The sequence below is a fragment of the Cupriavidus sp. PET2-C1 genome (assembly GCF_054515855.1).
In genome coordinates, this window is sequence record NZ_CM137259.1 from 3,505,342 (window position 1) to 3,526,888 (window position 21,547).

The 21,547-nt window shown below is 65.5% G+C and carries 20 protein-coding genes; 8 read left to right on the top strand and 12 right to left on the bottom strand.

Translation table 11 applies throughout. The annotated features are described in order from the left end of the window. Positions 1-196: 196 nt before the first annotated feature. From ACX12D_RS15795 to ACX12D_RS15805, 3 genes are all read right to left on the bottom strand, one after another. Entirely contained in the window at positions 197-1,270 is a 1,074-nt protein-coding gene (locus tag ACX12D_RS15795; protein ID WP_459373922.1) for an IS110 family RNA-guided transposase, read from the bottom strand. A gap of 384 nt (positions 1,271-1,654) precedes the next feature. Continuing rightward, positions 1,655-2,476 carry an alpha/beta fold hydrolase gene (locus ACX12D_RS15800; protein ID WP_459371857.1) on the bottom strand — a complete coding sequence of 274 codons (822 nt, stop codon included), beginning with the start codon at positions 2,474-2,476 and terminating at the stop codon, positions 1,655-1,657. Positions 2,477-2,515: 39 nt separating this feature from the next. Then, entirely contained in the window at positions 2,516-3,211 is a 696-nt protein-coding gene (locus ACX12D_RS15805) for a dienelactone hydrolase family protein (protein WP_459371858.1), read from the bottom strand. 265 nt (positions 3,212-3,476) lie between these two features. Between ACX12D_RS15805 and ACX12D_RS15810 the strand changes: the two genes are divergently transcribed. Then, positions 3,477-4,286 (top strand): alpha/beta fold hydrolase, encoded by an 810-nt coding sequence (locus ACX12D_RS15810; RefSeq protein WP_459371859.1) that lies wholly within the window; start codon positions 3,477-3,479, stop codon positions 4,284-4,286. Positions 4,287-4,354: 68 nt separating this feature from the next. Here ACX12D_RS15810 and ACX12D_RS15815 read toward each other — a convergent pair whose 3' ends face one another. The 3 genes from ACX12D_RS15815 to ACX12D_RS15825 all read right to left on the bottom strand — a co-directional run bounded on the left by ACX12D_RS15815 (position 4,355) and on the right by ACX12D_RS15825 (position 7,683). After that, positions 4,355-5,359, bottom strand: coding sequence for a Bug family tripartite tricarboxylate transporter substrate binding protein (locus ACX12D_RS15815; protein WP_459371860.1), 1,005 nt, complete (start codon positions 5,357-5,359; stop codon positions 4,355-4,357). Between the two features lie 29 nt (positions 5,360-5,388). Then, a complete protein-coding gene (locus tag ACX12D_RS15820) occupies positions 5,389-6,798 on the bottom strand; it encodes an amidase family protein (RefSeq protein WP_459371861.1) in 1,410 nt (469 codons plus the stop codon). A gap of 108 nt (positions 6,799-6,906) precedes the next feature. Next, a complete protein-coding gene (locus tag ACX12D_RS15825; protein ID WP_459371862.1) occupies positions 6,907-7,683 on the bottom strand; it encodes a FadR/GntR family transcriptional regulator in 777 nt (258 codons plus the stop codon). A 199-nt stretch (positions 7,684-7,882) separates the two neighbouring features. Here ACX12D_RS15825 and ACX12D_RS15830 point away from each other — a divergent pair, with 199 nt between their 5' ends. From ACX12D_RS15830 to ACX12D_RS15855, 6 genes are all read left to right on the top strand, one after another. Next, positions 7,883-8,449 (top strand): DUF6817 domain-containing protein, encoded by a 567-nt coding sequence (locus tag ACX12D_RS15830; RefSeq protein WP_459371863.1) that lies wholly within the window; start codon positions 7,883-7,885, stop codon positions 8,447-8,449. A gap of 47 nt (positions 8,450-8,496) precedes the next feature. After that, positions 8,497-9,009: a GNAT family N-acetyltransferase gene (locus ACX12D_RS15835; RefSeq protein ID WP_459371864.1), complete on the top strand. Its 513-nt coding sequence runs from the start codon at positions 8,497-8,499 to the stop codon at positions 9,007-9,009. Between the two features lie 213 nt (positions 9,010-9,222). After that, positions 9,223-9,735: a DUF6622 family protein gene (locus ACX12D_RS15840; protein WP_459371865.1), complete on the top strand. Its 513-nt coding sequence runs from the start codon at positions 9,223-9,225 to the stop codon at positions 9,733-9,735. A gap of 100 nt (positions 9,736-9,835) precedes the next feature. After that, positions 9,836-10,744: a sterol desaturase family protein gene (locus tag ACX12D_RS15845; protein WP_459371866.1), complete on the top strand. Its 909-nt coding sequence runs from the start codon at positions 9,836-9,838 to the stop codon at positions 10,742-10,744. Positions 10,745-10,763: 19 nt separating this feature from the next. Next, complete coding sequence (locus ACX12D_RS15850) at positions 10,764-11,861, top strand: sensor histidine kinase (RefSeq protein WP_459371867.1); 1,098 nt, start codon at positions 10,764-10,766, stop codon at positions 11,859-11,861. 33 nt (positions 11,862-11,894) lie between these two features. Then, positions 11,895-12,713 (top strand): LytR/AlgR family response regulator transcription factor, encoded by an 819-nt coding sequence (locus tag ACX12D_RS15855; protein WP_459371868.1) that lies wholly within the window; start codon positions 11,895-11,897, stop codon positions 12,711-12,713. A gap of 100 nt (positions 12,714-12,813) precedes the next feature. Here ACX12D_RS15855 and ACX12D_RS15860 read toward each other — a convergent pair whose 3' ends face one another. Genes ACX12D_RS15860 through ACX12D_RS15880 form a run of 5 tightly spaced genes read right to left on the bottom strand, consistent with a single transcriptional unit; the run spans position 12,814 to position 19,654 of the window. Next, positions 12,814-13,398: a glycerol-3-phosphate responsive antiterminator gene (locus ACX12D_RS15860; protein WP_459371869.1), complete on the bottom strand. Its 585-nt coding sequence runs from the start codon at positions 13,396-13,398 to the stop codon at positions 12,814-12,816. A gap of 5 nt (positions 13,399-13,403) precedes the next feature. After that, complete coding sequence (locus ACX12D_RS15865; protein WP_459371870.1) at positions 13,404-14,975, bottom strand: FAD-binding oxidoreductase; 1,572 nt, start codon at positions 14,973-14,975, stop codon at positions 13,404-13,406. Beyond that, on the bottom strand, positions 14,972-16,651 hold the full coding sequence (locus ACX12D_RS15870; RefSeq protein ID WP_459371871.1) for a glycerol-3-phosphate dehydrogenase/oxidase: 1,680 nt from the start codon (positions 16,649-16,651) through the stop codon (positions 14,972-14,974). Before ACX12D_RS15870 ends, ACX12D_RS15865 begins: the two co-directional genes overlap by 4 nt. Positions 16,652-16,673: 22 nt before the next feature. Beyond that, on the bottom strand, positions 16,674-18,197 hold the full coding sequence (locus tag ACX12D_RS15875) for an FGGY family carbohydrate kinase (protein ID WP_459371872.1): 1,524 nt from the start codon (positions 18,195-18,197) through the stop codon (positions 16,674-16,676). Next, the gene (locus tag ACX12D_RS15880; protein ID WP_459371873.1) at positions 18,194-19,654 is read right to left on the bottom strand and encodes an MFS transporter; all 1,461 of its coding nucleotides are present in this window, start codon (positions 19,652-19,654) and stop codon (positions 18,194-18,196) included. The genes ACX12D_RS15875 and ACX12D_RS15880 overlap by 4 nt, the downstream gene beginning before the upstream one ends. A gap of 341 nt (positions 19,655-19,995) precedes the next feature. Between ACX12D_RS15880 and ACX12D_RS15885 the strand changes: the two genes are divergently transcribed. After that, complete coding sequence (locus ACX12D_RS15885; protein WP_459371874.1) at positions 19,996-21,132, top strand: zinc-binding dehydrogenase; 1,137 nt, start codon at positions 19,996-19,998, stop codon at positions 21,130-21,132. Between the two features lies 1 nt (position 21,133). On the opposite strand, the gene ACX12D_RS15890 is transcribed toward ACX12D_RS15885, so the two are convergent. Further along, positions 21,134-21,523: a DUF302 domain-containing protein gene (locus ACX12D_RS15890; RefSeq protein WP_459371875.1), complete on the bottom strand. Its 390-nt coding sequence runs from the start codon at positions 21,521-21,523 to the stop codon at positions 21,134-21,136. Positions 21,524-21,547: the final 24 nt, after the last annotated feature.

Below are 21,547 nucleotides of genomic sequence, written 5' to 3' on the forward strand. Positions count from 1 at the left end.
CAGGTCAAGCCTGCGGGCCCCTATGGAATTCGCCAAGAGCGGCCCTCGTCTTTTCAGCGTGCTCGAAGCACTTGTAACCGATCAGGGTCTCGTTCTTGCGGTCCAACCTGCCTTGCCATCACTTCACGTCTACCCGCGCAACCTGCTAGTCGAATTCAATTAACCTGCTTCATAGCCGCAGCTAGGGCTGCTGTGCCTACGGTTTTGGTAGGCGCAGATGCCCTAGCGCGGAATCCGCCATTTGCCTGGCCCTCGCCGCTTTCTTCAATTCGTGGTCTCTTTCATACGGCTCCTTGCCCCTCAGCACCGCCCAGGCAATTCTCGCCGCCTTGTTCGCCATCGCCACCACCGTCACGTTGGTCGGGCGTCGGCGCGCCAGCTGGTCGCACCAAGTCCCTTTGTCCTTGGCCCGGAACAGGACTGCCCTGGCACCGTGGATCAGCAGCATGCGCAGGTAACGGTCTCCGCGTTTGCTAATCGCCCCCAGTTGCACCTTGCCCCCAGTGCCACGCTGGCGCGGCACCAGCCCCAAGTAGGCCGACAGTTGCCGCCCCGATTCGAAGCCCTGCGCATCGCCAATCGTCGCTAGCATCGCCGTGGCCGTGAGCATGCCAATCCCCGGAATCGCCATCAGTTGCTCGCACGCTGGCTGCGTTTGGGACCAGGCCTTGATCTGTCCTTCCAACTGCTCAATGCCTTTGTCTAGCCGACCGATCAGCTCGAACTGTTCGCGCAACGCCTCGAAGACCCTCGCCGGCACGTCTTCCTCCACTTCGGCCAGTCTCTCGTTCATCTCCGCCAGACCTGCCTGACGCCCCCTCTTGAAGCTCAAGCCAAACTCATAGAGCGCGCCGCGCAAAGCGTTGATCATCATGGTGCGCATCTTGATGTGCTGCTCTCGCATCCGATGCAACACCAGCGTGGCCTGCTGCTCCACTGTCTTCGGCGTCACTGTCGGCATGCCCGGCTGTTGCGCCGCCGTCCAGATTGCGCGCGCATCCGCGGCGTCAGTCTTGTTGGTTTGCACGAACGGGCGGACGTATTTCGCATGCAACAGCTTCACCTCATAGCCCATCTCTAGGAGCTTGCGGGCCCACCAGTGCCCGCTGCCGCACGCCTCCAGCGCCACGCGTCCTTTGTGCTGAGCTAGAAACTCGATCAGCTTTTGACGCTGAAATCGCCGGTTGTGAATCTCGCCAGTCTCAGGGTCAACCCAGTACAGCTGGAACACATGCTTTGCAATATCCAGCCCAAATGTCATAGCATTCATTTCGGGTCCCTCCGTTCCTGTAGTGGTGGTGACATCTTCCACTCTGGCACATTGCGATGCCGTTCGGTCTGGAGGGACCCCCTCTCATCAGACTCTTTTCTGCCTGACCCACACTACCGTCTCGCTACCTCGCGCTCCACTGCGGGGACGGGGCGCGTTCATACCATCTTTTCTTTACGAGTAAAGAAAAGTGACATCTCACACGTTCCAAAACGGCCAACACCGCACAGCCGCGCCAGCAGCTAGAAGCAGTAAAACCCCACCCCCAAGAGACACCCCCGCGTCAGCGGGGCTAGAAACCTCGCACGTCAGGAGCTACGCCAAACCCCTAGGCCGGCCGCCAAGGGGAACGCCAAAATTTGCTGCATTCCCCTCCCCATCTCCCTACCTCTGAATAAACTCAAGCAAATCCCGATTGATCAAATCAGGATGGGTAGTACACATCCCGTGCGGCAGCCCCTTGTAGACCTTCAGCGTGCCCTGCTTCACCAACTCGGCAGACAGCAAAGCCGAATCCGCAATCGGCACGATCTGGTCATCGTCTCCATGCAGGATCAGCACCGGCACATCGATCTTCTTGAGGTCTTCCGTAAAGTCCGTTTCCGAGAACGCCTTGATGCAATCGTAGTGCGCCTTGATCCCGCCCATCATGCCCTGGCGCCACCAGTTCGCCATGATGCCTTCGGATGGCTTTACCCCCTCGCGGTTGAAGCCGTAGAACGGGAACGGCACGTCCTTGTAGAACTGTGCCCGGTTGGCGGCCAGCTGCGCGCGGAAACCGTCGAACACCTCCAGCGGCAGGCCGCCCGGGTTGGTCGCGCTCTTGACCATGATCGGCGGCACCGCGCCGATCAGCACCGCCTTGGCTACGCGGCCAGCGCCGTGCCGCGCGACGTAGCGCGCCACCTCGCCGCCGCCGGTGGAGTGGCCGATGTGCACGGCGTTTTTCAGGTTCAGATGGGCAGCCAGCGCGGCGACATCCGCGGCGTAGGTGTCCATCTCATTGCCGGTGTCGGTCTGCGTGGAGCGCCCGTGGCCGCGGCGGTCATGTGCGATCACCCGGAAGCCCTTGGCGACGAAGAAGAGCATCTGCGCGTCCCAGTCGTCCGCGCTGAGCGGCCAGCCGTGATGGAACACGATGGGCTGGCCCGTGCCCCAGTCTTTGTAGAAGATGTGCGTGCCGTCCTTGGTTGTGATCTCACTCATGGAATGACCTCCTTGTGGGTTGCAGCGGGACCTGCCGGATTACTGCATCGCCTGGAAGAAAGACAGCGTCCGCGCGTTGGCGGCCTTGGCTGCTTCGGCGTTGTAGTGCACGCCGGCGTTGCGCGCGAAGGCGTGCATGCAGCCGGGGTACGTGTGGATTTCCACCTTGGGGCGATCGCGCAGGGCTTCGATGATTGTTGCGCGCGCCTGCGGGGGCACGAACTCGTCTTCTTCCGCGATGTGCATCAGCAGAGGGACTGAGAGCTTGCTGGCTTCCGCCAGGTGCTGGTCGATGCCGACGCCGTAGTAGGAGACCGCGGCGTCCGCGTTGGTGCGCGTCGCCGTCAGGAAAGCCAGCAGGCCGCCAAGGCAATAGCCGACCGTGCCTACGCCGCCGCCCACGCCCGACTGTTTGCGCGCGGCCTGGATGGTGGCATCGAGGTCTGCCACGCCTTTATCCACGTCGAACGCGGTGTAGAGCGCCAGCGCCTTTTTCCATTCGGCCTCGGACTTGTCGGTCAGCTCCACATTGGGCTCTTGCCGCCAGTACAGGTCGGGGCAGAGGGCGACGAAGCCCTGGCTGGCAAAGTCGTCACAGGTCTGCCGCATGTCCGCGTTGATGCCGAAGATCTCCTGGATCACGACGATGGCGGTACCGCGCGCGTTGGCGGATGGCGTGGCCAGATAGGCAGCAAAGCTGCCGTCGGCGACGTCGATGGTGATGCGCTTGCCCATGGAAAGACTCCCTTGCATTGGTGTGTCCGAAGTACCACCGTACCGTTATAGGCGAAATCGCTGGAGACGGCGTCCGGCCGGGTGCGATGATGTGGCACATGAAACACCTGGATGCCGGCGTTGCGCGCCGCCTGGACTACGCCGTTTCTGGGCCAATAGTTTGACGCTAAGTAGAATTCGCAGATGGCAACGGGGACCCGCGGTAGTCGCCGTCACTCGATCGTCATGTCGTTGGCCGCATGTTTGCACCAGGAGTCATTTCAAAATGGAATCCTTCGATGATGACCTTACCCGCTTCGAGGCGCACGGCGCCGCGCCGCTGCCGGCCACCGGCGATGCGGGCTACGTGGACAATGAAGGCGCCCGAATCTGGTATGCCACGTACGGGGCAGCCGGCACTCCCGTGATCCTGCTGCATGGGGGTCTCGGCCATAGCGGCAATTGGGGCTATCAGGTTCCGGCGCTGGTCAGCGCCGGCCATCGCGCCGTGCTCATCGACAGCCGCGGACACGGTCGCAGCACGCGCGATGGACGCCCCTTCACCTATGCGTTGATGGCGTCCGACGTACTGGCCGTGATGGACGCCTTGCACATCGATAAGGCCGCCATTGTGGGTTGGAGCGACGGTGCATGCATCGCCTTGATCTTCGGCATGACAGCCGCTGAGCGCGTCGCGGGGGTGTTCTTCTTTGGCTGCAACATGGACCCCAGCGGCACAAAGACGATCTCGCCTGGTGCGATCATCAACCGATGTTTTGCCCGGCACGCCATGGACTATGCGCAACTATCAGCAACGCCAGACGCGTTCGATGCCTTCGTGGGCGCGGTCAGCGAGATGATGAAGACCCAGCCCAACTACGCGGCGGGCGCGCTGGCCGATATCCGTGTGCCGGTAGCCATTGTGCAGAGCGAGCATGATGAGTTCATCAAACGCGAACATGCCGAATACCTTGCGCGGAGCATTCCCGGGGCGGAGTGGGTCCTGCTGCCGGGCGTGAGCCATTTCGCGCCGCTGCAGAGGCCGGCGTTGTTCAACGGGGCTGTGCGGGATTTTCTCGGGAAGGTCGCTTCTTGAACAAGCGGACGCGAGGGCTGCGTCCGCTTGTCGAGAATCGGTGCCCCCTCAGTCCCCCTCAGTCCCCTTCAGTCTCCCTTGAACCCCGAAGCCTTGATCACCGGCGTCCAGCGCGCGGCAAGCGCGTTCGCATACCTGGCCACCTCATCCGGCGCGCCACCAGGCAGCAGGTCGTAGCCGGTGCGCGCCAGCTTCTCCCGCACATCCGGCATGGCCAGGATCTTGCGCACGGCGTCGCCCCACTGCGCGGCCACGTCGGGTGCGGTACCCGCGCGCACATACAGCAGATAGCGCGACGAGGTCACCAGGTTTGGAAACCCGGACTCCGCAAACGTGGGCACATTGGGCAGCGCATCGGCGCGCTTGTCGCCGGCCACCGCCAGCACGCGGAGTTTGCCGGCGCGGTGATATTCCATGAAGGTGGTGGTTGCGTCCATGCCGGCGGATATCTGGTTGCCCATCAGGTCCGTGACAAGGGGGCCGCCCCCGCGATAGGGCACCAGGGTGCTGCCCGTATGGGATTGGGCAACGAATTCCACCGCCAGGAAATGAAGCAACGTGCCAACGGTGCTGATGCCGATGGAGTGCTCGGCGGGACGGGCCTTGGCCGCCTGGACAAATTCCGCCAGCGTCTTGATCGGCGAGCTGGCACTCACCGCCAGCCCGAACTGAACGCCGGCCACGTCGGTGATGGCCTTGAAATCGGTAACGGGATTAAAGCGCATGTTGTTGTAGATCAGCGGGCCGATGAACATTGGATCCACTGGCGCCAGCAGCACGGCGTTGCCGTCTGCGGGCGCGTTCTTCAGGACTTCGGCCGCCACGCGGGTGCCGGCGCCGGGACGGTTGTCGACGATCACGGTGCGGCCCATCGCGTCCTTCAACTTCTCTGCCAGCAAGCGCCCCATGAAATCGGCTGGCCCGCCCGCCGGGAACGGCACGATGATGCGCGAGACGGTCTGGCCCCATGCGGCACGCGAGATCACGCTGCCCGCACACAGGACGGCGGCGGTGCCGGCCAGCATGGCGCGGCGCGAGAGCCGCACGGCGGCGTTATGGTTGCGGTCGTTCATTGGATGCTCCTGGTTGGTTTGCGGGGGGATTACCGGGCGGCGAATGGTGTGAAGTGCGCTGCGTCTTCGATGACCTGCCCTGCTCGCAGCAGCAGGTCTTCCCTGAAGCGCCAGGCCATCAGCTGCACGCCAACGGGGATGGCGCCGGCCATGCCCGTGGGTACCGAGAGGCCCGGCATGCCAAGCATGGCCGTGGCGAGCAGCGGGCTCTGGGCGTCGAGCAGGGCGTGCGTTTGTTCAAGCGTGCCGATGTCCGCGTCCTGCGCGCAGGGCCGCTGCCATGACACCGGCATCAACACCAGCGGATAGCTTTCCAGGAAGACCGACCAGTTGCGCGCCAGTGTCTGGCGGCGCGCCAATGCATCGAGAAAGCCATCGCGGCTGGTCTGCGCCATGCCCTCGATCATGTTGCGCTGGCTGCGCCGCATGGCTTCGTCGCCGTGTTGGTCCACCCCGGCGATGATGTTGCGGCGGCTGTCGTCCGTGATCAGCGTGCGCCATAGCGCGGCGGCTTCGAGGAAATCCGGCAAAGCGGCTTCTTCCACCGTGTAGCCGGCTTGCCGCAACCAATCGGCGGCGCTGTCCAGGGCGCGGCTCACCGCCGGATCGATGGGAATGCCCGGGCAGTGCTTGAACAGCGCCACGCGGATCGGCCCCACTGGTGGCGGCAACTCCAACGGCGCCGGCACCCACGCCGGATCGCGCGCGTCGTAGCGCGCCATGGCTTGATAGCCAAGCTGCAGGTCAGCCATGCTGCGGGCCATGACGCCCTGCACCGACATCAGTTGCGGCGTGATGCCGCGCTCGGCGCTGGCGCTGGGGTTGTACGCGGGCACGCGGCCGACCGTTGGCCGCAAGCCGGGCACGCCGCAGGCATAGGCCGGATAGCGGATGGATCCGCCGATGTCGTTGCCATGGGCTAGCGCGCCCATGCCGCAAGCCACCGCGGCGGCGGCGCCGCCACTGGAGCCTCCGGGCGTGATCTCCGGATCCCAGGGGTTGAGCGTGCGGCCGTGCAGGCCGTTGTCCGTGAACCAGCGCGACGAGTAGGTGGCGGTGTTGCTGCGCCCGACAATGATGGCGCCGGCATTGCGCCAGTGCGCCACCACGGGCGCGTCTTCACGCGCGATGTTGTCTTTGAGCGGGATCACGCCGTTGGTGGTGGCGTGCCCGGCCTGATCCACATTGATCTTGATCGTGACCGGCACACCATGAAGCGGGCCAAGTTGCGCGCCGCTGGCGACTAGCTGATCGGCCGCATCGGCACTCGCCATCGCTTGCCCGGCCAGCACCTCTGCCAGCGCGTTGATGCGCGGGTTGAGCTGCTCGATGCGTGCGAGCGCGCTGGCGGTGGCCTCGCGGCAGGAAATGTCGCGGCGGCGCACGGCGGCGGCAATGTCGACGGCGCTCCAGCGCCACAGCGTTTCGGGGGTATTCACGTTGAGACTCCAGGAATTTCGGGCAAAAGCGATCCCGCCCCCAGTGCAATGCGGGAGTTTGGCGAGGCGGATGGTGGATGCCGGCGAGCGGGCCCGCGCGGCGGTGGCTTAGTCGCTAGGGCTCATCAGCAGGCTTCCCCGGTCGACGCGTGATTCGGCCTCAAGGGCCAGGGCTTCGGCGTGCTCCATATGCTCGTGCATGAGCGCGCGTGCACGGTCGGCATCGCGCGCGCGGAAGGCGTCCATCAGGCCAGCGTGGCTGTGGAGGATTTCATCGTCGAAACGCGCGAAGCTGTCCTGCGCATTGCGCACCACGATCACGCGGCGAATGATGTCGTTGAGCAGGCGGCAGAACAGCGCCAGCATGGGGCTGCTGCACGCATCGGTCAGCCGGTCGTGAAACAGCAGGTCCGCTTCGCGTCGCTCGTTCCAGTCCGCGCTGCCTCCGTGCGCCGGATGGCTCAGCCCGATCAGCGCATCGAGCTCGGCCAGGTCCGCGTCGGTCAGGCGCAGTGCCACGTTGGCAGCCAGTTCGGGCTCTACCGCGCGGCGCAAGGCGTACAGCGTGGCGATATCGACTGGCTGGAAGTACAGGAAGTTGGATACAGCCTCCAGGCAACGATCGTACGAGGGCTGCGCCAGCGTGGCGCCGCCGTTGGGCCCGGTGCTGACGGTGACCAGGCCCTGCACCTGCAGGGCGGCCAGCGCCTCGCGCACGGTCCCGCGCGCCACGCCCATCTGCTCGATGAGGGCCGCCTCCTGCGGCAGCTTGTCGCCGACCTTCTGGTGGGTCTGGACGATCCAGCGCTTGATGTCGGTGACCACCTGGTCCGAGCGCTTCACGCGCCTGGTGCCAGAGATCTTGGGCTTGGGGTCATTGGACATCGCTTGCAGCCTATTTATGATCATAATTATCATGATTATGATCGGCTGGATGATTCTTCCAATACGGGTATTCCCGGTGCGGGGCGGGGGCGCCTGAAACGCCCGGGCCCCACAGGCCCGCCCGGTATCACCAAACGCTTGCGCATTGCCAATCAGGGCCAGCTATGATTTGCCCGGTGCCCAAATGCCGGCAAGCAAAATGAACCGTGAGATCACCGACGCAGCCACGCTGCGGGAAGCGCTATCCGAATTGGGAGCGGATGACATCGATCACCATGGTCGCGCGCTGTCCGCGCATCTGCTCGGAACCTATGCGCTTCTTGGCGCCTGGGGCAATCCCGGCTTCGTCGCATTGGCCGGGGCGTTCCACAGCATCTATGGCACGGAAGAGTTCGCGGCCAAGGCACAGCCGCTTTCGCGCCGCGGGGCGATCGCTGGCCTGATAGGGACCGAGGCGGAGAACCTGGCCTACTCCTTCTGCATCGCCGACCGGAGAGCGCTATACAACGTGCCGATCGAAGGCCCATTTCACATTGTTGCGCCAGAGCATGGGCATCGGGTTGCCATCAGCAGAGACACCTATGCGGCGCTGTTGGAAATCGAGGTGGCCAATATAGTGGAGCAAGCTGCAAACCAGAAGGGCGTTTCTCAAGCCGTGGTTCAATTCTGGCTGCGCGCATTTGAGTCACGGCGGCTGTTTCTTTCGAGTGGCGCCGTTGCGGCTTATCGGTTGGTACTAGCTGATTACGAGGTTCGTGGAGCGTAGACCAGGGACGTCCCCCGGCACCAATGCAGTCCATAGACAAACCCGCCATGCCAGAGACCCTGAAAATCCGGAAAGCGACCAAGGCAGATGCCCCTGCGCTTTGCTCGGCCGAGCGGACAACCGCCGCCACCCCGGGACTGCTTGTATCGCAGCCAGATGAGTTCCACGAATCTGCCTTCGAGCAAAAGATCGAAGTCCTCTCGACAAAAGGCGCCTATCTCGTCGCCGAGATCAACGGCGAGCCGGTGGGCCACGCGCTGCTGGAGCCGTTGGGACTGGCGTCCATTGCGCACGTGTTCACGCTGACGATCGTCGTCCATCCCGGGCACCTTGGCCTTGGAATCGGGACGGCGCTGATGGCGGCACTGCTGGCGTGGGCGGATCGCACGCCGGCTGTCGAAAAGATCGAACTGCGCGTGCGGGCGACCAACAGCCGGGCTCGCGTTCTCTATGCGCGTTTTGGCTTTGTTCAGGAAGGACGTTTCGAGAAGCGGATACGCCTGCCCGATGGGTCATACCTGGCCGATATCTCCATGGCCAGATTTCCCCAGCCTGGATAGAGGCCGATTGGCGCCCCCCCGAAAGCGAAGCCGGATACACCCGGCCCCGGCCACCTCGTTCGGAACCGCCAGCCACGCACTGGCGACTCGACCCGCACCGCCTGCACTTCGCGACACCATCCGGCATTTCATCGCAGCGGCCAGCACACCGCGCCGGTGTCAGCCGAATATGAGCACCATCGCGTTCCCCCCTGACAAGACTGGATGCCCCCCATGCTCACTGAAATCCTCCACCACACGCCCCGATGGGTCTGGATCGTGCTCGCGGGCCTGATCGCGCTCGGCCTCTCGCAAACCGTTCCCAGACGGATGACGCCAGCCCGCGCCACGGCCGTGCCCGTGGCCATGGCGATGGTCTCGCTGGGCGGCGTCATCTCGGCCTTCTCTGCGCAGCCGCTCGCGCTGCTTGGATGGGGAGTCGGCGCGGCTGCCGCGCTGGCGCTGGCCCACACCATCGGCGCCTGGAGCGGCATTCGCTGGCTGGAAGCCGATCGCCGCCTGCTGGTGCCGGCAAGCTGGGTGCCGCTGGCGTTGATCCTCTGCCTGTTCATCACCCGCTACGGTGTGAGCGTGGCCATGGCGGTGAACCCCGGTTTGCTGTGGCACGGCGGCGTAGCGATGCCGATCGGCTTTATCTATGGTGCCGTTAGCGGTATCTTCCTCTCACGTAGCCTGGTGACCTGGAGGCTGACCCGGCAAGCAATGCCGAGCAGCGTGCCGGGCTGATCACTCAGGCCGCCACCGCAGCCAGCAACTGAAGCCGGCAACTAAAACCAGCAACCGAAGCCAGCAACCCCCGTCCCGAACCACGTCCAGGCCTGCCGTCATGAACGCATTCGAGAAATTTCAGCTGTTTATCGCGGCCCCGTCGGTACTGGCATTCGCCTTGATCGAGGCCATCGTCTTGTCGCGCCGCCAGCGCTACGACTGGCGGGCGTTCGGGGTGTCGGCGCTGGATCTGGTGGCGCGCATCGCGGTGGGCATTGCCTTGCCGCTGTCGATCGCGGCGCCGCTGGTGCGGTTGGCGTTCGAGCACCGCTGGATGACGATTCATCCCACCGGCTGGATCGCGTTGCCGCTGCTGTTTATCGGGCAGGAGTTCTGCTACTACTGGTATCACCGCGCGGCGCACAGGGTGCGGTGGTTCTGGAGCAGCCACGCGGTGCACCACTCGCCGAACCAGCTGAACCTGTCGGCGGCGTTTCGCATCGGGGTTCTCGGCAAGCTGACCGGCACGGCACTGTTCTTCGTGCCGCTGGCCTGGATCGGCTTTGCGCCGCAAATCGTGTTTGCCGTGTTGTCGCTGAACCTGCTCTATCAGTTCTGGATTCATGCGACGTGGATTCCGCGCTTGGGCTGGCTGGAGGGGATCTTCAATACGCCTTCGGCGCACAGGGTGCATCACGCGTCCAACCTTGAGTACCTGGATGCAAACTATGGCGGTGTGCTGGTGGTGTTCGATCGCTTGTTTGGCACCTACGTGAAGGAGCGCGAGGACCTGCCCTGCCGGTATGGCCTTGTGCATCCGATCGAGAGCGCGAACCCGTTGCGGATCGAGTTCACGCAGTGGGCGCATCTGCTGCGCGACCTGGCGGGGGCGCGCAGCTTGCGCGCGTTCCTTGGGTACCTGCTCATGCCGCCGGGCTGGACGCCGCATGGCGAGGGCAGCACCACGGCGGAGCTGCGCGCGCGGCGCCCGCAGGCTGAGCTGTCCCGGGGCGTTGCTGGTGGCTGACATCCGGCCACAGCCCGTCATGCGCTATCCCACCAAGGCACTGGCCTGGCTGTTTCGCGAACTGCGGATTGGCGTGCCCGTGGCGCTCGGTGCCGCCGGCTTCTTCTCCGTCGTGTTCCGCGAGCCGTTTGGCATGAACCTGGCCTATGCCCTGTGCATCACGATGTTGATACAGGCGCTGGTGAAGCTGGGCCGCTATGGCCTCACGCGCCGGCTGCCCGACGGCTCGCCGGGCGCTTCCACCACGCAGCGGCGCTGGCCGGACTGGAAGTGGATGTTTCCGTGGATCGTCGTGTCCGGCGTAGCGGGCTATTTTGGCGGGCATGCGATTGCCGACCTGCTCACCGGTAGCCACGGCACGGCGTCGGATCTGATGCGCAATCCGCGCGCCCTGCTGCTTAGCATGACGGTGGCGCTGGTGCTGGCGCTCGGCATCTCTTACTTCCACTATGCGCGCGGACGCATGGCGGCTGCGGAAGCACGGGCGCAGGCGGCCATGCGCAGCGCCGCGGAGAACCAGCTGCGCTTGCTGGAGTCGCAGCTGGAACCGCACATGCTGTTCAATACGCTGGGCAACCTGCGCGTGATGATCGGGCAGGATCCGCAGCGCGCGCAAGAGATGCTGAACCAGGTGATCTCGTTCTTGCGCGCCACGCTGCAGGCGTCGCGCTCCGGCTCGCATCCGCTGTCATGCGAGTTCGATCGCATCAAAGACTACCTGGCGCTGATGCAGGTGCGCATGGGCGCGCGGCTGCGGGTCGAGCTGGACCTGCCCGCCGGCCTGGCCAACCTGCCCGTGCCGCCGCTGCTGCTGCAGCCACTGGTTGAGAACGCCATCAAGCACGGGCTGGAGCCCATCGTCGCGGGCGGCTGGATCAAGGTGACGGCCCGCCGCGAGGGCAGCACGCTGGTGCTCGGCGTGCGCGACACCGGCGCGGGCTTGAGCGAGCTGCCGCCCGGCTCGGATTGCTTTGGCACATCGCAGGTGCGCGAACGGCTCGCCCAGCTCTACGGCAAAGCGGCGAGCTTCGAGCTGCTGGGTGCCGGCGATGACGGCGATGACGGCGATGGCAGCGGCGGCGGCACGCTGGCCGTCGTGCGCCTTCCGCTATCCTGACTCACTGCCGCCCCCCTCCCCGATATCGCCTCCATGCAAACCACTGCCCTGATCGCCGAAGACGAAGCGCTGCTGGCCGCGGACCTCCAGGCGGAGCTGGCCCGCTTGTGGCCGGCGCTGAACATCGTCGCGACGGTCGGCGACGGCGAGGCCGCCGTGGCGCAGGCGCTCGCGTTGCAGCCCGATCTGCTGTTCCTGGATATCCGCATGCCGGGCATGAGCGGACTGGAGGCAGCGCAGACCCTGGCCGAGGACTGGCCCGACTCGGCCAAGCCATTCCCGCTGATCGTCTTCGTGACGGCTTACGACAATTACGCCTTGCACGCATTCGAGCATGCGGCCGTCGACTACGTGCTAAAGCCCGTGCAGGCCGACCGCCTGGCAAAGACCTGCGCGCGCCTGCAAGCCACGTTGCAACAGCGTGCGGCCCCGCAGGCCGCCCCGCCATCGCTGGACGCCGCCATGGATCAGTTGCGCGCGCTGCTTGCCGTCGGCATGTCCGCGCCGCCAGCCGCGCCGGCGGCCAGCCCGTTGCAGGTGATCCAGGCCAGCGCCGGCAATACCATCACGATGGTGCCGATTGACGAGGTGCTGTATTTCGAGGCTGCGGACAAGTATGTGCGGGTGGTCACCGCGCAGCGCGAGCACCTGATTCGCATGTCGCTGCGGGAGCTGCAGATGCGGATCGACCCGGCGTGCTTCTGGCAGGTCCACCGCAGCACCATCGTACGCTGCACGGCCATTGCCAGCGCGCTGCGCGATGACAGCGGCAAGCTCACCCTGACCTTGCGCGACCGGCCGGAAAAGCTGGGGGTCAGCCGGCTTTATGCGGACGCGTTCAAAGGGATGTAGGCGCCGACGGCGCCAGGGCCTGAGTCGCGCCCGGCGAGCGAAAGCACGCACAGGCGTGCTTTCGCTCGATCAGGCTTCAGGGCTTGAGAACATCAGGACTTCAGGACTTCAGCACCGAAGGCTCCAGGTTCCACAGATTGCTGTCGCTGGTGGACACCGCCACGGCGCCTTCCCGGATCGCGCTACGGATGTCTTCCTTGTTGCAGACGAACCCCGAAGTCACGATGGGCGGCAGCGCCTTGCGGTCCTGGGTGGATAGATGCGCGAGCATGGGCGCGGGCATCAGCTGCACCAGGTTGGGATCGCTTTGCTCCAGCGCCTTGACGCTGCGCGGCCAGGTCGATCGGTCGGTCACGAACACCTTCTGCATCGTGATGAGGCCAGCCCGGTTGGCGCGCTGGATGGTGGCCACCCGGGTCGAAACCAGACTGGTCACCCCGATATCGGCGAGATACTCGACGCCGCCCTTGTCCTGCGACAGCCCTTCGCAGCTGTCGATATTGACGATGACGTACTTGCCGGCCTTGGTGAGCGTGGCCACCACGGGCTGCAGCTTGCGCAGCTCCACATTGGCAACGATGCAGACCTCGGCGTGGCTCTCGATCAGGATATCCGCCTGCTCGACACCGAAGAGCGTCGCGATGACCGGGTGCCGCGTCAGGCGTGCCCCGAGTGACTTGTCCATGGTGCTTACCGATCCGGGTCGTGGGGCAGCGCGTCCGTCAGACCGAGCTTTCCGGGGTTGAGGATGTTCTTGGGATCCAGCGCTTGTTTGACCGCCATCAGCACCGGAAAGGCGCTGCCCAGCGATTCGCGCATATACGGCGCGCGCAGCAGCCCGATGCCGTGATGGTGGCTCAACGCGGCATTGTATTTGATCAACACCGCGTTGGCGGCATCCCAGGCCTGGCGATACCACTTCGCCCGGTTCTCCACCTCGACCTCGCCGCGCAGCGAGAAGTACAGGCACGCGCCGTCCACATAGGCATGCGACTGGTGCGCCGAGCCGGCGAGCGTGCCGGGCACGGCGTTGATGGCGTTGACCACATCCGTGTAGATGGCGGGCAGGTCGCTCCAGGGGCCGGACATCTCCAGCGTGTCGGCAACAAAGCCGGGGCTGCGCTTGAAGCCTTCCGCGCTCTTGCCGGTCAGGTAGCGCGTATCCAGCCAGCGCTCGAAGATCGCGTCGCTGTCCAGCGCATCGCCGAGCGCCTTGCACACGCCTTCGCTGATGGCCATCACGGCGTCGACCATCTCGCGCGCGCCTTCGTCGGCGATCAGCAGCACGTTGGTGTCGGGCAGGTTGAACTGCACGCGGCTCTCGAGCTCGTCGTACAGGCGCAGGGCTGCGGGATTGGCGCCGCGCTGCATGATCTCGCGGCAGGCTTCCAGGCCGATGGCGAAGGTCTTGAAGCCATAGGCAATGGCGCGGCCGTAGTCCGGCAGCCGATGCAGCTTGAGACGCACGCGCACGATCACGCCGAGCGTGCCTTCCGAGCCGATGAACAGTTGCTGCAGGTCCGAGCCGAGCGCCGCGCGCGAGTAGCCGCCCACGCTGATCAGGCTGCCGTCGGCCAGCACCACATCCATGCCGAAGACCATGTCCTCGATCTTGCCGTAGCGCGTCGAAAGCTGCCCGGCGCCGCGGCACGCCACCCAGCCCCCCACGGTGCTGATGGCGAAGGACGACGGCCAGTGGCCCATGGTCATGCCATAGTCCTTCTGGATGGTCTGCTCGAACACGTCGCCGAACAGGCCGGCTTCCACCTCGACGATCTGGCTTTCCCTGTCGAAGCCCAGCACCGTGTTCAGCGCGCACACGTCCAGCACGATGCCACCGCGCACCGGCAGCGCCGCGCCGGTGACGTTGCTGCGGCCCGCCGACACCGTCAACGGGATCGCCGCCGCGTGGGCGATCCGCATGACGGCCTGGATCTGCCCGATCGTGGACACGCGCACGATGACGGCCTGCGGCGTGGCCGGCCGGCCGGCGGTCTCGGTCATCATGGAGCCGGCCCACCAGTCGCGCGTCCAGGCCACCACGCTGGCGGTATCGGTCAGCACCTCATCGGCCACGCCGCGCAGCGCATCGATGTGCGCGGCATCCACGGCGACGGCGTTGCGCTGCAGGCCGGGCGCGCCGGGCCTGCCAGGCATGGAGGAGGTTTCCTTGATGGTGGCCGCATAGGCCGGCGGCGTGTGCGCGCCGACGACGTAGTTGCCACGGTTGTAGCCGCGCTTGATGGCTTCCTTGCTGATCATTGTGCTTCTCCCAGTAGAACGGATTTTTCATGTGCGACGGCAGCCAGGTAGTCATTGACCTGCTGCGCCACCACGGATTCGGACAGGCCGAGCTCGGCCTGCAGGATTGCGCCCACGCGCGACGCGGCGCGCACCGAGGCATCGCGCGCCATCAGCCGGGCGCGGATGCGGCGCGAGAGCACGTCGTCCACGCTCCCCGCCAGCTCGTGGCGCGCGGCGTAGACGATCTCGGCTTCGGTATAGGGAAGCCCTTCGACAATCGGTGCCTGCAGGCGCGCATCGGCCTGCAGGATGTCGCTGACGAAGCGGGCTTCCGTGCCATAACGCTCGCCCAGGTGGGCGGACAAGCCGCCAGAAGCCACGATGGCCTGTGCGTCGTATCCCGCGGCACCCAGCAGGTACGCGGATTTGGTCTGGCATCGGTTGCGCTGGCCAATCACTTTCTGGGCCGCGTCGATGGTTTGCTCGGCCATGTGCCGGGAGGTGGTCAGCTTGCCGCCGACGATGGTGACGAGGCCATCGGCGGCGGTATGGATCTCATGGTTGCGCTTGATCTCCAGCGTCTTGCCCCCCGGCGGCGCCACCAGCGGCCGGCAGCCCGCGATGCTGCCCAGCACGTCTTCGGCCTGCAGGTCCGTCTTCAGCGCCCAGCGCGCGCCGTCCAGCAGGAAGTCGAGTTCCTCGCGGGTGCAGCAGACGTTGTCGAGATCACCCTCGTAGTCTTCGTCCGTGGTGCCCAGGTAGGAGACGTTGCCCCAGCGCGTGATGGTGGCGCGGCGGTTGCGCCCCGGCACGGGAATGGTCACGGTGCAGTCGTTGCGGACCTTGAGCCAGGGAATGGCCACGTGCACGCCCTTGGCCGGGCGGATATGCAGCGTTTTTTCCTCGCCCTTCTTGCGGCCGGTCCAGTCGCGCAGCCACACGCCAGTGGCCATGACGACGACGCCGGCCCTGGCGCGGATCTCTCGATCCCCGGCATGAATGATGGCGCCGTCGACCTTGCCGTGACCGTTGCGCGTGATCTCCACCACCTTCGCGTGGTTGACCACTGCCGCGCCGTGAAAGGCCGCGGTGCGGGCGAGGTTCAGCGTGAGCCGGGCATCGTCCACGCGCGCATCGAAGTACATGAAGCCGCCGAGCAGGTTCTCCTCGTTGAAGGTCGGGCAATGCGACAGCACCTCGGCCTTGGTGAGCTTTTGATGCAGGATGCCTTCGCGCCAGCCGCCCGCCAGGTCGTAGGTCCAGAGCAGGCTCTCGAATGCCTTGGACAGGCGCTTGTCGAACACGCCGTCCTTCTCCATCACGGGAAACAGGAACGGCAGGCGCTGCACCAGGTGCCGCGCATTCCTGCGCAGGCGTTGGCGCTCCAGCAGGGAATGGCGCACCAGCCCGAGATTGCCCTGCTCGATGTAACGCAAGCCGCCATGCACCATCTTGGAGGACTTGGACGACGTGCCGGAGGCGAAATCGTTCTTCTCCACCAGGGCGACACGATAGCCGCGCAGGCTGGCATCCAGCGCGGCATAGGCGCCGGTCACGCCGCCGCCGACGATGAGGATGTCGAAGGTCTCGCTGCCGAGGCGATCGAGCTGCGCCTGGCGCGCCAGGCGCAGCGGTTCGGTGGATGTCATCCGGGCGCGGTCCCGGCTGGGACTTCTGGATGGAAAAACCATCATGTTTCGGTGATCTCCTGGCAGGTCAGTGGTGATGGAAGGTTTGCGCGTGGCGCAGCTCGGACGCTACCCGTGCGTGCCAGAGCGCGCGGCGCTCGCCGCGCTGGTCGGCGCCCAGGCGCGGCTCGAACACGGCATCGGTTTCATTGGTCGCGCGGGCGTCCTGCAGCGAGTCCCACAGCAGCCCCGACGAGCCCGCGAAGAAGGCGATGCCGCGCAAGCTGGCGCGATCGGTCTCGCGCATGCGCCGGATCGGCATGCCGGTCAGGTCCGCCTGGATCTGCAGCAGCGCGTCGCTGCCCGAGAGACCGCCACCGACGATGAGTTCGGCCACGGGCACGCCGGCGACTTCCTCGTTGGCCTCCATGCAGGACGACACCGCATGCGCGATGCCTTCCAGGATGGCGTAGGCCACCTCGGCCTGCGTGCTTGCGATGGAGATGCCGGTCAGCGACGCGCGGGCTTCGGGCTGCATCTGCGGGACGCGCAGCCCGGTGAGCGCGGGCAGGAAGGTCACGCCGCGCGCGGAGCCGACGGTGGCGGCCAGCGCGCTGATCTGCTTCGCGCTCTCGAACCAGCGCAGCTTCTCGCAAACCCAGTTCAGCGCGGAGCCCGTGGTGGCGACGAAGGTCTCCACGGAAAGATGCGAGACATCGTGCTGCCGGCGCGCGGTCATGGTCAGGGTGCCGTCGTACAGGCCGGCCTTGGCCGGTGGTTGCGGCCCGATCACCAGGTCCACGAAGCTGCCGGTGCCGTGCACGCACATCGACTGCCCGCGCTCCAGGCATCCGAGCCCTGCGGCGCCGGCAAGCTGGTCGCCCGCGCAAGCGAGGATCGGCACGTCGATGCCCAGCAGCGCCGGGCGCGTGCGCCCGAAATCGTCGGCGTCCTGGCGCAGCGCGGGCAGCAGCGTGTGCGGGAAGCCCAGCGCATCGAGCCAGCCGAGGTGATAGCGGTGCCCGGCCAGCACGTAGGCGCTGGCGGAGGTGGCGTTGGTTGGCGTGGTCACGCAGGCGCGCTCGGTGGACAGATGCCAGAGCAGCCAGGTGTCGATGGTGCCGAACGCCAGGCTGCCCGCGCGGAACGCCTCGGCCACCTCGGGCGTGTCCCGCAAATGGCGCGCGGCCCAGAGGTAGGGAGAACGCACGCCGACCGGGCGCCCGACCTGCTCGAGCAGCGTCTTGTCCCAGGCCGGCGCCAGCGCGTTGAGCTCGCTGACATAGCGCGTGTCCTGCCAGACCATGGCGGGCACGATCGCCCGCCCGCTGCGGGTATCCCACAGCACCGCGGTGGCACGCTGCGTGGCAATGCCCAGCGCGACAATGCGCAACTGCTCTTGCTGCGCGCGTGCGATGGTGGCTCGGCAGACGGCGATCGTCTTTTCCAGTATCGCGTTGGCATCTTGCTCGACCACGCCGGGCCGTGGCGCGTCCACCTGCAGCGTCGTGTATTCGAGGCACGAGACATGGCCGTCGGCGGCAACCACGGCCGCCCGCGTGCCGGACGTGCCTTCGTCGATGGCGAGTATGACGTTGCTGTTGGTCTTCATCGTTGGGATTTCTCTATCGCCGGGTTGAGGAACGCCGGGGCCGGCGCCTCGTCGCCGCTGAATTGCGGGGCGTCGGCTTCGTTGTCAGGATGGATGGCGGTGCGTGTCGGGTCCCACTTGATGGCAAAGCAGATGATGCTGGCCGTCAGCGGCACGATCGAGAGAATGAGAAAGGTCGTCTCCAGGCCGTATTTCTCCCGGAAGAGCGGGAAGATCAACAGGCCCAGTGCGGCGCCGGTTGAGCCCAGTGCGCCGATGATGCCGTTGGCCCCCGCGCGCAGTTCGCTGCGAAACGACAGCGACGAAAGGCTCTTGCCGTTGGCGCCGGGACCGCCTGAATGGAAAAGGATGAACAGCGACGGCACAATCACCGCCACCCAGATCGGCATCTTGCCGTTGAACAGGCCGAGGATCAGCAGCATGACAAAGACGGCGGCGAAACCAAAGGCGGAAGCACGGCGCAAACCCAGCTTGCGCCCGATCAGCGGCGACATGAAGCCACCAAGGATGCCAAAGACGTTGAAGACCAGCGCACCCACCGTGGCGTAGACAAAGTCCTTGCCGAACAACGCCGCGCTGATCAGCGGCAGATACCAGCCCACCGCGAAGTACTGGATGGATTGCCCGATCTGCACCGTCGCCGCAAGAATGGTGCGCGGCAGATACACACCGCGAAAGATCAGCAGCACATTGGCCAGCCCGCGCTTTGCCTGGTTCAGCACGGGCAGGCGCTCTCCCACCGGCGCGGCGGCAAAGGGCCGGCCATAGATGCGCGTCATTGCCTTGGCGGCGTCGACCAGGCGCTCCTTGCGCGCCAGCCAGATCGGGCTCTCCACCAGGAACGCAAGCTGCAGCACCAGGATGCCAAGCCCGAAGATGGCGGTGGCGGCCACGGAGTAGCGCCAGATGGCGTCGCCCACATTCCACGAATGGAACAGCAACGCCAGCAGCAAATTGCTGCAGACCGCGGTGTACCACATGCCCTGCCAGGTATTGAGCCGGCTCTTCAGCCTGACCGGCGTGAACTCGGCCAGCACGGCCATGGCGATGGCAAAGTCGATGCCGTAGGCCGCGCCGACAAAGAAGCGCCCGACTAGGATCACTTCGAAGCCAGGCGCGAACACCACCAGCAGCGCGCCAATCACCGCCAGGAATTTCGCGATGATCAGCGGGCGAATGCGGCCCCACCGGTCCGCCATCCATCCGCCGATGGGATTGAAGGCGATAGCCACCCACGAAGCAAAGGATGTCAGCAGCGCAACCTGCGAAGCGGCAAGCTGCAGGTTGCGCGTCATGGGCCCGAGCCCGGCGCTCAATGCCGAATTGGAAAATGCGTCGAGGAACAGTCCTCCCAGCGCAAGCCACCAGATGAGGCCGGCTCTACCTTTTATGCCCGGGCAGGAATCAATAAATGCGATGACATCATCGATGCCACGGATCTTGATCGTGGATTGCACAGCGGTCTCCTTGTTTTATTTCTGTAAGAGGCCGCAGCAAGCTGCACGCAGGAAGAGACCATCTTACAGATGGTCTCTTATCTAGATCTGCAGGCAAACTTTAGGTTGAAAGTTTCGGGGTGTCAAGCAGGGGAAGCGCGGGGCCGAGCACACATGGATCCGCTTCTATCAGCGCGATGCATGACGGTCTGTCGGCAGGCGCATGACCTGAATATCCGGCCCAGTACGCGTTTCACAGGAACTTGCTACATTGCTGACTTGCCCGGCAAGAGCAACCTCACGTTGCCGCCTCGCTCATCTCTCACCGCACACCGCACACCGACAGATCAAGGAGACATCGAATGCGCACCGGCCTTCAACTTCGTTCGCAAATCAAGAGCAGCGGTGAACTCGAGCTGTCGCTAGACAGCATCGACACGCCGCACCCCGGCCCGGATGAAGTCCTCATCCGCATTGAAGCCTCCCCCCTCAACCCGTCCGATCTCGGCCTGCTGTTCGGTGCGGCCGACATGAGCACGGCCAAGGCCAGCGGCACGGCAGAGCGCCCCGTGGTCACCGCGCGCGTCCCGGAAGGGGCGATGCGCAGCATGGCCGGCCGCATGGATGCGTCCATGCCGGTTGGCAATGAGGGCGCGGGCGTGGTCGTCGACGCAGGCTCTTCCCCTGCGGCGCAAGCGTTGCTGGGCAAGACCGTAGCTGCCATCGGCGGCGCGATGTACTCGCAGTACCGCTGCATTCCCGCGGACCAGTGCCTGGTCCTGCCCGAAGGCGCCACGCCCGCCGATGGCGCGTCGTCATTCGTCAACCCGCTCACCGCGCTGGGCATGGTGGAGACCATGCGGCGCGAAGGGCATAGCGCCCTGGTGCACACCGCCGCGGCCTCCAACCTGGGCCAGATGCTCAACCAGATCTGCCTCAAGGATGGCATCAAGCTGGTGAACATCGTGCGCAAGCAAGAGCAGGCAGACCTGCTCAAGGCACAAGGCGCGGTCTACGTCTGCAACGCCACGTCGCCCACGTTCATGCAGGACCTCACCGAGGCACTCGTCGCCACCGGCGCAACGATCGCGTTCGACGCCACGGGCGGCGGCAAGCTCGCCGGCCAGATCCTCACCTGCATGGAAGCGGCCTTGAACAAGACCGCGCGCGAATACAGCCGCTATGGCTCGGCCACCCACAAGCAGGTCTACCTCTACGGCGGCCTGGACACCAGCCCGACCGAGTTCAACCGCAGCTTCGGCATGGCGTGGGGCATGGGCGGCTGGCTGCTGTTCCCGTTCCTGCAGAAGATCGGGCGCGAGCGGGCCAACGAACTCAAGCAACGCGTGGTGGCGGAGCTGAAAACCACCTTCGCCAGCCATTACTCGAAAGAGATCTCGCTGGCCGAAGTGCTGGACCTGGACGTGATCGCCGTCTACAACAAGCGCGCGACGGGGGAGAAGTACCTGATCAACCCGAACAAGGGCCTGGCCGGGTAAATCATCCCGGGGCGCCTTGCGCGCCCACCGTGTCAAGAATCAGCCGCTGCGCCACGGCCAGCGGCGCTGCGCTGCCTGCCGGCAATGGGTGGGCGCTTTCCAGTTCCGCGGCGGTGTGGAAGCTCACCCAGGTGCTGCCCTGGCCGTCGTCGCGCACCAGCAAGCGCAGGGGCAAGTCCAGCGCAACGCTGGGCGCCGCGAGCATCAACGGCGTTCCCGCCTTGGGGTTGCCATAGATCAGCACCTGCGTCGGCGGCATTGCCAGCCCGGCGTTACGTGCAGCCTCGGCATGGTCGATCCGCGCGAAGATCGTCATGCCCTTGTCGTTGAAGGCCGCGAGCAGGCGCTCAACGGTCGTCGGAACATCGTAGCGGCTGAGGATGGTTTCCATGGCAGTGTGGCGTTGGTTGCCTCC